Source organism: Vibrio syngnathi (assembly GCF_002119525.1).
Taxonomy (GTDB): domain Bacteria; phylum Pseudomonadota; class Gammaproteobacteria; order Enterobacterales; family Vibrionaceae; genus Vibrio; species Vibrio syngnathi.
Genome location: NZ_CP017916.1, coordinates 1,885,895 through 1,898,572, shown reverse-complemented (window position 1 = coordinate 1,898,572; position 12,678 = coordinate 1,885,895). Strand labels below are relative to the sequence as shown.

Annotated in this window: 11 protein-coding genes; 2 read left to right on the top strand and 9 right to left on the bottom strand. The window is 42.8% G+C overall.

Translation table 11 applies throughout. The features are described 5' to 3' along the window. Window positions 1-232 precede the first annotated feature (232 nt). Entirely contained in the window at window positions 233-496 is a 264-nt protein-coding gene (locus tag K08M4_RS08660; protein ID WP_009847069.1) for a GrxA family glutaredoxin, read from the bottom strand. A gap of 526 nt (window positions 497-1,022) precedes the next feature. Between K08M4_RS08660 and K08M4_RS08655 the strand changes: the two genes are divergently transcribed. Continuing rightward, a complete protein-coding gene (locus tag K08M4_RS08655) occupies window positions 1,023-2,342 on the top strand; it encodes an iron-containing alcohol dehydrogenase (protein WP_086049595.1) in 1,320 nt (439 codons plus the stop codon). Window positions 2,343-2,470: 128 nt separating this feature from the next. On the opposite strand, the gene K08M4_RS08650 is transcribed toward K08M4_RS08655, so the two are convergent. The 5 genes from K08M4_RS08650 to K08M4_RS08630 all read right to left on the bottom strand — a co-directional run bounded on the left by K08M4_RS08650 (window position 2,471) and on the right by K08M4_RS08630 (window position 8,029). Beyond that, complete coding sequence (locus K08M4_RS08650) at window positions 2,471-3,325, bottom strand: MurR/RpiR family transcriptional regulator (RefSeq protein ID WP_004734686.1); 855 nt, start codon at window positions 3,323-3,325, stop codon at window positions 2,471-2,473. A gap of 359 nt (window positions 3,326-3,684) precedes the next feature. Further along, window positions 3,685-5,328, bottom strand: coding sequence for a pyridoxal-dependent aspartate 1-decarboxylase PanP (panP, locus tag K08M4_RS08645; RefSeq protein WP_086049594.1), 1,644 nt, complete (start codon window positions 5,326-5,328; stop codon window positions 3,685-3,687). A gap of 118 nt (window positions 5,329-5,446) precedes the next feature. Beyond that, window positions 5,447-5,974 carry a hypothetical protein gene (locus tag K08M4_RS08640; RefSeq protein WP_086049593.1) on the bottom strand — a complete coding sequence of 176 codons (528 nt, stop codon included), beginning with the start codon at window positions 5,972-5,974 and terminating at the stop codon, window positions 5,447-5,449. Between the two features lie 174 nt (window positions 5,975-6,148). After that, the gene (locus K08M4_RS08635) at window positions 6,149-7,054 is read right to left on the bottom strand and encodes a LysO family transporter (protein ID WP_086049592.1); all 906 of its coding nucleotides are present in this window, start codon (window positions 7,052-7,054) and stop codon (window positions 6,149-6,151) included. Between the two features lie 54 nt (window positions 7,055-7,108). Beyond that, window positions 7,109-8,029, bottom strand: a complete 921-nt coding sequence (locus K08M4_RS08630) for an HDOD domain-containing protein (RefSeq protein WP_086049591.1) — start codon at window positions 8,027-8,029, stop codon at window positions 7,109-7,111. A gap of 356 nt (window positions 8,030-8,385) precedes the next feature. Here K08M4_RS08630 and K08M4_RS08620 point away from each other — a divergent pair, with 356 nt between their 5' ends. After that, the gene (locus K08M4_RS08620; protein WP_086049590.1) at window positions 8,386-8,967 is read left to right on the top strand and encodes a TfoX/Sxy family DNA transformation protein; all 582 of its coding nucleotides are present in this window, start codon (window positions 8,386-8,388) and stop codon (window positions 8,965-8,967) included. Between the two features lie 126 nt (window positions 8,968-9,093). On the opposite strand, the gene K08M4_RS08615 is transcribed toward K08M4_RS08620, so the two are convergent. The 3 genes from K08M4_RS08615 to K08M4_RS08605 all read right to left on the bottom strand — a co-directional run bounded on the left by K08M4_RS08615 (window position 9,094) and on the right by K08M4_RS08605 (window position 12,509). After that, on the bottom strand, window positions 9,094-9,648 hold the full coding sequence (locus K08M4_RS08615; protein ID WP_086049589.1) for a hypothetical protein: 555 nt from the start codon (window positions 9,646-9,648) through the stop codon (window positions 9,094-9,096). A gap of 427 nt (window positions 9,649-10,075) precedes the next feature. Then, complete coding sequence (locus tag K08M4_RS08610; protein ID WP_086049588.1) at window positions 10,076-10,573, bottom strand: response regulator; 498 nt, start codon at window positions 10,571-10,573, stop codon at window positions 10,076-10,078. Further along, entirely contained in the window at window positions 10,566-12,509 is a 1,944-nt protein-coding gene (locus K08M4_RS08605; RefSeq protein WP_086049587.1) for an ATP-binding protein, read from the bottom strand. Before K08M4_RS08605 ends, K08M4_RS08610 begins: the two co-directional genes overlap by 8 nt. Window positions 12,510-12,678: the final 169 nt, after the last annotated feature.

The window sequence follows — 12,678 nt, the reverse complement described above, 5'->3', positions numbered from 1 at the left end:
GCGTGAAACACAGGATCAGTTTGAGGAATGAATTGTATCTAAATATAAATAAATTATAAGTGCTATTTTCAATTTTATTCGATATTGACCTTAATCTTACTCCGTTTGAAAAATTGTCACAAAAAAGCCCGCTACAATGATGAGCGGGCTCTATATCAATCATCCAGTCTAACTCATCTTTTGGTTAGCTGTTCAAGGCGTTAGCATCGATTCTCGTATGAGAAATTTCCGCTTAGTCGAAAAGACCTAGATTTTCTTTTGCGTATGCTTCAAATTCTGTGCAGCCGCCGATGTGGTCTTGGTCGATGAAGATTTGTGGCACTGTGTCTACAGGCTTACCAACAGTCTTTTCTAGGTCAGCTTTGCTTATGCCTTCAGCGTGGATATCAACATAACGGTAGTTGAAGTCATCGCGTTTAGCTTTAAGAGTTTCAGCATGCTCTTTTGCACGAACACAGAATGGACAAGCAGGGCGACCAAAAATAACTACAAACATTTAATTTCTCCTAAATACGGGATGAGGCTCGTTAACTCAGCTATGTTAACTATTCTTTAATGAATGCCAATCAAAATTTCTTAAAACCAACTATGCCTCAATGCCATGGGGAAATAAAGATGGAATTGCCTCTTAATACGATAGGTTTTGCCTATCAGCACAAATATTAATCATAAAAAGGTAGAGTATTGTTTACTGGCCACTGTCATCGTTAAGCTTCCTCAGTATTAGAGTGTGAATTACCCCTAAGATTACGACTTTAATCCATCTTTAGTGCGACAAGTTGCACCTTGTCAAAAAAAACAAACATAGAACGAGGCATCCTTTATCTGGGTATGGAACCATATTCGGTAAGCAGCATTATGTAACGACGTTTTAGGGTATTCGCATTTAGAATGCAGAGATTGTGTTGCAAATACCAAGGTCATATTTCAAAAATTAAATTCCAAAACACCAGTTTCCCCAAATCAATTTTCCAATAACCAAGAGCTCGCAGTTTTGTTCGGTCATAGGCGCAGGAGGCACCATGTTTCAATTTATGACATCTACAAAGATCATCTTTGGTGATGGAGCACTTTCCGCTTCATTGTCTCTCTTTAATCAATACGGTTACAGCGTGCTATTGGTGACTGGCAATGCATTAGAGCGTACTTCAATTGTCACTGACTATCTCGATGCGCAGAGTATGCGTTACCAACACATAGCCGTTTCGGGTGAACCCAATATCAAAATGGTTGAAGAGGCTGCCACGTCTGCTCGGCGATTTAAACCTGACATGGTAGTGGCCATGGGTGGAGGCAGTGCGATTGATATGGGGAAAGCTTTGGCGGCGGTTTTACCTAATCAAGGTAATTTATACGACTATGTCGAAGTGGTTGGGCGTAATGTTCCTTTGAAAACCAAACCGCTTCCGTTTATCGCTATTCCAACCACAGCGAGTACAGGTGCAGAAGTCACTAAAAACGCGGTGCTGAAATCAGGGCAAGATCAGGTCAAAATCAGCCTTCGAAGCCCTGACATGCTAGCCGATGTTGCGATTGTCGACCCTACTTTAACTCATGGTACCAATCTGTATTTATCGGGGCGTGGTGCTATGGATGCTTTTACTCATCTAATGGAAGCCTATGTGTGTGGTGAACCGAATCCGTTAACCGATATGATCTGTGAAGAAGGGCTACGCAAGTTAAGTGGTTCTGTCATTCAGGCGTGTATCTACGATGAGCCTCAAGCGCGTTCTGATCTTGCCTTCGCTTCTATGCTCGGAGGAATGGCAATAACCAATGCCAAACTTGGTGCCGCTCATGGGTTAGCTTCTGCCTTAGGAGGCAAGATATCTGCACCGCACAGTGTGATTACAGCGCGCTTAGCGCCATTTGTGATGTTAGAAAACATAGCAGTAGCGAAAGAGCAGCAAAGAAACGACATATTGGCGCGTTATCAGCGAATCGCTCAGATAGTGACGGGTAACGTAGAAGCAAAAGAAGAAGAGGTGATTGCTTGGTTATCTGAAGTGTTGGATGCACTCAAGCTACCAAGCTTACTTGAATTTGGTGTCTGCGAAGCTCAGTTTGATGAGGTGTCTGCCGATGCGCTCAAATCAGTGGCGATTAAAGGAAACCCTTTACCGTTGAATCAAGAGAGGCTTGTACATATTCTGAAGCAGGTTTGCGAGGTTTGCGAGGTTTGCGAGGAGTGCAGTTGTGGAGAGGGGGATCATGATACAGCCTCAATGAACCAGGCTAATCAACTTGCCCCAGAACAGGCTGCCGAGTCGAGTTTTACCATTATTAACTCTTATGCGTCTGAGAACAGTGTTGTAGAGAAAGGCAATAGTTGGACTATTTGACGGTCTTCGATATGTTCGCGGTATAAGGTATTTAAAACAGACAAACAAAAACGGAGCACTAGGCTCCGTTTTTTAATGGCTATCTTTTTGTTCGTATCTCAGAGGCACTTTGTTCGTACCTTAGAAGATTAGAACTGAGAGTACTTTTCGTAACGTGAATCACGAAGTGACTCTTTAACGCGCTTTAGGTTCTCTCTGAAACCAGAACCACGACGAAGCGTAAAGCCTGTCGCTAACACATCAATAACCGTCATTTGAACCACACGACTTGCCATTGGCATGTAAACGTCAGTGTCTTCCGGTACATCCAATGAGATAGACAGAGAGCTTGCTTTATCTAGTGGAGAGTCTTTTGCTGTGATAGCGATAACCGTCGCGCCGTTTTCACGAGCTAAGTTCGCAATCTCTACTTGGCTTTTAGTGCGGCCAGTGTGAGAGATAAGAACAATAACATCGTTATCACTGCAGTTAATGCAGCTCATACGTTGCATCACGATGTCTTCGAAGCAAGTGATTGGGATATTGAAACGAATGAACTTGTTTTGAGCATCTTTGGCTACAGCAGAAGAGGCACCCAGTCCGAAGAACGAAATGCGTTTTGCTTGAGTCAGTAAGTCAACCGCACGGTTTACTTGCATCGCGTCTAAACTGTTTTTAGCAACATCTAGACAAGCCATAGTTGATTCAAAAATCTTATGCGTGTAAGCATCTGGGCCGTCATCTTCTTCAACATTACGGTTCACGTAAGGTGTACCGTTCGCCAAGCTTTGAGCTAGGTGAAGTTTAAAGTCAGGGAAGCCCTTTGTGTCTAAACGACGACAGAAGCGGTTAACTGTAGGCTCACTCACGTCAGCCATTTTTGCTAAGGTAGCAATGCTAGAATGAATTGCAGTTTGAGGGGAAGCCATAATTACTTCGGCTACCTTACGCTCAGACTTGCTGAAATTTTCCAGGTTTTTTTGTATTTTTTCTAATGTATTCATAGTGTTCACAAGGGTATAGAGAACAACTTGCTAGTTAATATCTTTTACCAGGGGGTATGGCTGAAACAAATATAGGAAAAGACAAAACCAAACTTATATTCGGTATTGTAAATTCTACTGCATCAAATAGATATCAAGCTAACTAGCACCATAGAGTCAGTATAAACCCAAGATACTATTCACTAATACAAAAACACGGCATCAATGCTTAAGAATATGACAAACCTCAACAAAATTTTAGAAAACTACAGAATTGGAAGAGGATTAGAGCAAAAAGAATGCAAATTGAGTATGAACTGACAGCTAAGTTACATCAAAAAGAAAGAAATTTTCAATTTGATGCAACTAAAATTGAATGGCTAGGCGTTGATTAGCTTAACCAATTTGGTGATTTTACTCATCAAGTTAGGTGCTAGTTTAGAGATTTCACGCTGTTCTTCAAGCACTGAAGAGAGAATATCGTTGCCCGTCAGTGGGTTTGCTAATACTACACGGAAAACGATGATTGGCTGATGCGCCCATATTTCGGGGTTTAAGCGCGTTCGCGATACGAAAGACTTGCCCGTTTCACGTTGCTTCTTCTGAATAAACTTGGTCAGTTCATTGAGTAGCTCATTCAGTTCAACACGCTCTGGTGCTTTAGCCTTGAGTAGTGCTGCTTTGACTGATTCAGGCACATAGCGATAGGTCAGTAGGCAAAGCTCAGGCTCTGAAACCAGTTCGAAGTCGTTTTGATCTTTAATCAGGTCGGCAAAGTAGCGCGCTTTATTGATGCTCTGGTCGATCAGCAGTTCATACCCAGGGCGACTGATGATGTGCATTGAGGCGTAGACTAACATTGCCATGCCTGAACGAGAGCCTTCTAACGTATGACTACCTAAGTCTTTTGAGCCTTTACGAAGGATGTATTGAGCATGATGTTCGATTGCGGTCATCGCATCTGGCTTCTTAAACAAAACCATGCCAGCACCCATAGGGATATAAAGCTGTTTATGCGCATCAATCGTAACTGAATCAGCCAATTCAATACCATCAAGTAGGTGACGATGGTTGTTCGACATTAGAGTCGCACCGCCCCAAGCAGCATCAACATGGAAATGACAATCAGATTCGGCACACACCTCAGCAATGTCTCTTAGAGGGTCGATATTACCGGTTTCGGTTGTACCAGCCACACCAATGACGGCGAAAGGTTTGATCTTGTTCTGTTTGAGCTGTTCAATCTTGAGTCTTAGATCGTCCGTACAAATGCGGTTGTCGTTATCCGTCTTAACAGACACTAGACCTTCTTGACCAATACCAAGTACATCCGCAGCTTTTTTCAGAGAGTAGTGACCACGTTCAGAGACTAAGATGGCTAGGCCTTCATAGTCATAGTGCTTCATGGCTTTAAACAGGCCTTCTTTTTCTACGCCTTTGAACGAACCTTGTGCCTTTAGTGCATTGTTACGTGCAACCCAAAGCGCCGTAACGTTCGCGATGGTACCACCAGAACAAAACGCACCTAAAGAGTGGTTTGCACTGTGCATCCAGCGAGAATAAAACTGGTCGCTATCTTGATAAATCAGGCGATGTAACATGCCCAAAACTTGACGTTCTAGGGGAGTGAAAGCTTTTGAGGTCTCGATTTTTACTAGATTCTGATTCAACGCTATCATAATTTTAGAAAGCGGCATCAGGAAGTACGGCAACGCAGAGGTCATATGGCCAATGAAACTTGGCGAAGACGTGTGAACCGAGTGAGACACGAGAGAATCGAGGAGATGCTCAGTATGTTCAGAAACAAACTCAGGCTGCTCTGGGATATGAGCATTTGAAAAATCTTTCTCAATTTCACGCAGCGGCTTTTCTTCAGCCACAATGTGTTCACGTAAGAATTGATTCAGGTTTCGTGAAAGTTTGTCTTCGATTTGAGTGAGTGTTGAGTCTGGGCCTTCTGGTACTGTAAAGATACGTAGAAGACTGTCGAAGCTAACATCTGCTGTTTTTTGTTCCGTAACCATAGCAAGCGAGTTATTTTTCTTATATTGACGCGAGCGGGATAATCTAAACGAAAACGGGAACAATGTCCCGTCTTAATTATGAAATCCAACTTCCCATAAAAGCATAGTAAATTGAGGGTTATTTACACTTGATCGCTTCAAGTTTGGTAATCGACTGGTTGTAACGCTGCAGCGCTGTGTCGATTTGCTTGGGGTGGCTAAGAAGCTCTGCAAAGGCAGAACGTAGCTCGTAGTTTTGAGCGTGAGGCGTTGATTGGCGGTCGTCGAACGTTGTTTTCGCGATTTTACCAAGTTCATCATCACGTGTTGATAGCGTTTTAATGTCGTGTTGTTCTAATTGCAACCAACCTTCTACAGATTGCTCGGTAGCTACTTTGCTTGAATCGTTTACTAGATAGTAGTTTACCGCAGCACGATTCAGTTCAAAGTGGTGCTTACGACCTTCTAGGAACCACTCACTTACTTCTGTTAGCTCTGGGTATTGCTCAGAGGTCAATGCCGCAAGATCGGCATACCAACCTAAAGAGGCGTCGATGTACGCATCATATTTTTTTGCTTGGCACTGATTTGTCTCAGACATTGAATCTGCTGCAAAAGAGAAAGTCGAAGTTGAAGCTAGCAGTAATGCGACGCAAAGGCGTTTCATAGCGGTTCCTTTTGTAAGTTTATTCTTTTTATAACGTTGTCGTTACAGATTACCGTGATCATTATTTGTTGAGCAATGACACTTAGTGTCTTTTTATTTCGGTAACTGTATCTGTGTATTGGGCATGGGTATTCGAGTTGCATTCTAATCTAAAACAAACGCTATTCCTGCGATCTAGTTAGCAAGAGATACAAAGAACAACATCAAAATCGGGACAAGCAAGCTGAGGATAAAGCCACTGACTATGGCGACTGGCACGCACCGAACGCCACCTGTGGTTTGAATGACAGGTAATGTGAAATCCATCGCGGTTGCGCCTGCATAGCCAATAGAAGTACATGGGTAGCTGCGAATTAGCACTGGAATCAGTACTAAGGCAACTAACTCTCTTAACAGCTCAAGCATGAATGAAGCGCCGCCATAAACAGGACCAAAGGCGTCGCCCATCAAGATGCCGGCTAATGAATACCAGCCAAACCCAGAAGACATTGCCAAGGCTTTGAACAGAGGGATATCAAGGATATAAGCCGCAATGATACCACCTAGCATTGAGGTGACGATGATCGCGATTGCGATTACCATGCCGTGTTTGTTGAGCAAGATCTGACGAAGTGTTAGTCCGCTATTGCGTAGCTGAATGCCAATAAAGAACAGTAAAACAAACAGGATCCATTCACTGGCGGTATCAACCCAACCAAGTCCAATAGGCAGAACCAAACCAGCGATAAGGCCGGAACCGACCACTAAGATGAGTTTGCCAGACTCCATCGCCATAGAAGATAGAGGAAGTTTCTTGTTACAGCTATCTGTCTGGAGTGGCAGTAACTTATCAATAGCGGGCAGCGCCATTAGGTTACAAACGCTTAAGCAGACAAAGAAGGTGGCGGTGTATAGAAGGATTGTCTGCAGGTTACTGCCTAGGTTATCGAGGGCAGCTAAGCTTAGTCCCATCAAAGCGAGAATCACGTAGATCAACCGCGAAGTAGAGCGGTTGATAAAATCTAGCGTCTGAGCGTTTGATATTGAAAAAAGATACCCCACGACGAGTGGCGCAAATATAAAGATCATCCCTGTAAACATGCTTTCCCCATTGCATTGACTTCATATTACATTTATTAGCAATTTAACAGTAACTTAGAAGCCGCTAGTATTGATCACGTCACTTAGCTTTGCATTAAAATCCTGTTTGCTCAAGTTGCTTAATTTATAAAGCACTTCCGCTCCTGTGACGTTCAGTTCTACTTCGTGCTCATCGATGTTGTCATCCTTGTTTCTAAACATCAGTAGGTGGTTAGCTATTCGCGCAATATCAAGGTAAGACACTTCGCGTTCTTCGTGACTATTAATGGTGTTACTGCAAACATCGATAAAGTCGCTGTCGAAACCCCAACGTCGTAAAACTAGCTTACTTGTCGCCGAACACTGGCCTTGGAATATTTGCAGTGCGATGTCGTGATCTAAGTAGTTCCCGTTGTCTAGGTAGAGGTGATATTCGCTAACCAAACAGAACAAACCTATGTCTGCGAGCAACCCAACAAGTAGTGACTTTTCATGTTCTAGATAACGGTATTCGGTAGGGGATAGCTCTTTAAATAGGTTAGTGACTAACACCATAGTTGCGGCGAGTTCTTTTGATACAGAAGCGCTCTGAACCAATAGCTCGTTACACTCTTTACTCAAATTAACGGAATGTTTAAGTTGCTCAATAGCCTGAGCCGTGACAATGTCACGCACCCTCAATATGCCAAGACGCGATACGGCCGTCATAACATCGACACAAGTGATATTGCGTCTGTTAAAGACAACAGAGTTAGCAACACGAATCACGATTGCTGTTAGCCCAGGGTCTTCAAGTAAGCACTCGGCTACTTCAGCGACGCCTGTTGGTTCAAGAGTACAAAGCTTTTGAATTTTAAGTACAACCTCAGGAATCGGAGGAAGAGTTATTTTTCCCGCTGAGATGGAATGTCCAACAAGTTGGGCAAACTCGGATTCTAGGCCCTTAAGGAGAAGAGCTTTATTTTGTGGTAGCCAGAAAAATGATAAATGATTCATATTAAGAGTAAGAACATGTATGTCGTACCATTTTACAAGCCACGATGCTGCGAGGCAATACTCATCGAACCACATAAGCTTTGATAACTTGAACGGGAGTATCACTAGGAATTAAATTTTTGGCGTGATTTGATAGTTAAATGTGATGTAAATCATTAAAAGTACGGATATTCAACTGATTGATGTGAACTGAGCCCTGACTTATTTTTCTTTTCGAAGTATCATTTATTTCAAAGGTGACAAATGAAACCATAATATTCACCTAAATATTTAAATAGATTTAAAATTTTTCGCATAAAAAGCTGCTTGTCTGGCGATCAACCTAATCGGGGTAATTTGATTAAGGATCAACGGATATGACCGAGACAGCATTTGTTAATTACGTGAATCAATTTGGTGAACATCAAAAACGCTCTATGTTTGGAGGTATTGGCCTCTTTCAAAATGACGCGATGTTCGCTTTATTGAGTGAAGATTGTGTATTCATTCGAGGTGGGAAGTTATTAGATAAAAAGCTGACGGGGCTTGATTGTGAAAAGTATCGTCACGTAAAAAAGCAGACGACAGCAACCGTGAATTACTACGACATCACGGATCTTTTTACATCTGAGCATCCTGAATTGGATAGTATTATTCGTACTTCAATCGATAATTCAATTCAGCAGCGTAGCTTCAAAAAATCATCTGCTAGCCGTAGATTAAGGGATTTGCCTAACATGCAACTGACGTTAGAACGCATGGTTAAAAAGGCTGGAGTGGATGATGTTTCAATGTTTATGCAGTTGGGTGCATCTGAAGTGTTTAATAAGGTTCGCGAAGCGTACGGAAACGATGTTGACCTAAAATTACTTTGGAAGTTTGCGGGTGCAATTGATGGTATTCACTGGAAACTATTACAAGAGCCACGCAAGCAGCAATTATTAAAGAGCTGTCACTAAAGATATCGCCTGTATATGCATAAGATTACTGTTTATATATAAAAACCGAGGGATTTCCTCGGTTTTTTTGTTTCTATCTAGCCCGTTTTAAAGGCTAAGCCCTTATTAAGAGCTTTCTCGTTTTACTTAAAGCTTGAAACGAGTCGTGAACATTAACTGATCACCGTAGAAATCATTGATACGAACTTCTGCACCTAGAGAGAATAGTTCTGTAGAGTGGAAACGAACGTAAGCAGAACCAATCCAATCATCTTTATCATCGATAGAAACGTAACCGCCTTTGCCGCCAACTTCTAGTTGTGGGCCAAGCCATTGACGAACACCAACGTTGAATTCCATACCAACATCAGGAGAGCTTTTGGCTGATGGTTGAACTATACGAGCTAGCATTTCACCCGTTAGATCTGCCCAGTTGTTGATTGGAGCGTGGAAACCAAGACCGACAGCAGAGTCGTAATCGCCTTCAAATTCTGAATCGATACGCGCTACTGCGTGAGCATTCGGGTGGATTGACTTACTGAACGCACCACCAAATGTAATTGGGCTCGCACCGATACGTGCGTCAAAGTAATCGTAGCTAAAGTTGCTCATTACTTGTGCTTGTTCATTTGGTTGTCCATCGACAGCTAGTGCTTGGCTAGAAGCCAATAGCATAGCGGTAGTAAGTAAAATTTTGCGCATAACGATCGTAAACCTTTATTAGTGTTGATCCCTTTGGTTTGATAAAAAACAGGCAAACCATAAACATTGAGACAGTTTAATCTAACTCACGGAAAAATAACCCATAAAAATGCTGTTCATTTGTCATTTAGTCAAAAAATACGCAAGTAAAGTACTGCTCTGTTACAGAGATCTCATGTTTTAAGGCTATTTGGCAAAATTTATTATCCATTCACTCGTTATTGATAACGATTAGACACACTTAATTTACGCGCTGTACGCAAATGACTTCACATCTTAGGTAGGAAATCGCGATTATTGAGCAGCAACTCGTTTTCCGCCACCTTCTACGTGCTAACCACTCTTCACCAGCAAGGTTCGTCTTTATTGGCCGGTAACAGTGATGTACCAATAGTGTTCGCTGTTATCTACCGACAAGTATTAACTGCTATTCGCCGAAACTTGTTCGCTTGCTTGCCATTGACGTCAGTATGCGCTCGGTATCTAAGATGGAAGTCCAGTTTAGTAACTGCTTGTCGTTAGCAATGACATAGTCTGTCAGTTGTTGAGTAATCGTGTCTCTAAGTTGATCGCCTTGCCAAGGTTTTGAAATATAAAAATCAAGCGCCGCGTTATTAATTGCTGTGACTGTATCTTCAAGCCCGGCTTGCCCGGTGAGCAGCAGCTTGCGTGTTGGCTTTGTAGAATCGTGCTGGTTAAGTTCGATAAGAAAATCGATGCCCGTTTTGTCAGGCATGATGTGGTCACACAAGATTAAGGCGAGCTTGATACCTTCCTGTCCCATTTCTTTAATAACTTGCTTGGCTTCATCGACCGACTCGGCTCCTTCAACAATAAAGTGGTCTTCAAATGGTGCTAAATCTTGAAGGACACTGTTGAGAACCTCTGGCTCATCATCGACACATAAAATTAGGTACTTATTCATGAGGTGCTCCTTCTTGTTTGAATGGAAGCCACACTTGCATGTGTGTATGGCTGCCTACCTCAGACTCCACCAAAATAAATCCTTGATGAGCCGAAACGATTTGTTGAGAAATGGATAGCCCAATCCCTAAACCAAAGTTGCCTTCTTTTTTGGTCGTGAAATTCGGATTGAAAATAGTATTGAGATCTTCCTTAGCAATGCCGTGTCCAGTATCGGAAATTTGCACCACAAGAAACGTGTCGTCGCCTTGTTTCTGTTGCGAGGTGGTGATCGCCACCTTTCCTCGTTCAGAAAGGGCATCTAGCGCATTGGAGATAAGGTTCGTCCACACTTGTTGCAGCGACAGTGACTGACACAATAAAGGTGGTAATTCGGTGTCGTAATGCTTTTCGAGTTGGTGATGTTTGAGTCTGTTTTCAAAGATCACCAAGGTATCTTCAAGCCCTTCGTGAACATCCGCGTAGTGGCGAACCTCTTCATCTTCTCGGGCATAGCTTTTTAGGCTTTTGACCATATCGGCAATACGTTTACTGCAAACTTGAATTGAGCGGATGGAGTTTCCAACATAGTGATAATGCTCTAAGTCATTAAGCAGCTCTTTGCCTGCGACAGGGGAGTCTTTTAAGGTGTCTAAAACCGCAGAGTCTTGGCTTAGGTTCAGTCTCACGGCTTTTTTGGCTAGCGCACGATCATCGATAGTAGAGGTGAGGTGCTTTACGAGCTGTCTTTCTTGAGCCGTTGAAAGCGGCTTCGCCAATTTTGAATGTGTTAATACGTCCGTCCCTTTATTCGACTCTGGGAGTGACGAATTTTCGAGTATTTGGTCGAGATGTTCAGACAAGGTTTCAATACTTCTCAGTATGGCTGCAATCGGGTTATTTAACTCATGAGCGACCCCTGCCACGAGTTGGCCGAGCATCGCCATCTTCTCTTTCTCAATCAATTGCTGGTGGGCAGATTCCAGTGATTCGAGCGTTTGCTGCAGCTTGATCTTATTGGTGATGCTTCTTTGTAAGCGTCGGTTAAAGTGCCGGAGCAGTAGATTGGTGAATAGGGGTAACAGGGTATTGTTTGAATGCATAACCTGAGCAAAGCTATCTTTATCCAGCTTTATAACTTGGGTCTGGGTTAGGGTAATTGCAGTAGAAAACGAAGGCTCACCAGTTACAAATGACATCCCGCCAACAATGTTACCTTTTGAGTGACGTACTACTTCTCGTTGCTGTCCTAGCTCATCTTTTTTGTAGAGTGCCGCTTCACCCTCAATGATCAGCCACAAAAAGCGATTGTCTTCACCTTCTACGGTGAGCAGATGTTCGGGGGAGTAATCACGAAGGGCCTTGGTTTTGTCATCTTTTGAGAAGACATCTTGTAAACCACTGACGACACGTTCAGCCAGGGCATTATCAGAAAGCTGGTGGTAGTCGTGAATGAAGCCTGATTGAAAAGAGTGAATTTTTTGTTCAATGTGTGCTCTGAGTAAGCGCTGTTGGTCCAACGCATCGCTGTAAGATAACAGGTTTTCGGAGTCGTATTGGATAACAAAAGAAGTCAGCTCTTTTTGCGCTGATTTGAATAGAACCTGATCTTGAACCGGTTTGGTTAGGCAGTGATTGAGTCGACCTTCATTCACAGCGGTTAAAATGGATTGAATGTCTGACGATGCGCTGACTAATATCGTTCTTGCGGTATTACTATGGGGCAGCTGCTCAAGTTCAATAAGAAATTGCACACCATTAAATTTAGAATGATGATGCGTGATCACCAAGGCAACGGTTTGGTGGTGATCATGGATATCTTCTAATGCGTGATGTGCGTCTTCTATGTTCTCGGCAGTATAAATATCGAATACAGAAGCTAGCGGAGCGAGCTCCGTGCGTATTCTTTCAATGCTAACCGGATTATTGTCCAAACAGATAACAGCGTATTGATTCACAGCTCAACCTTAATAGTAGCGACGCTTCTAGCCTAGCAAGAACCGCTGAATAAGGATGAGAGCTAGCCGTTAATTTATTGAGGCAATCTAAGTATCGAGCAATAGGCTGATTTAACTCAATGTTTCTTGTTTGCTACTGATGGGTTAGACTAAAAAAAACAGACACGTG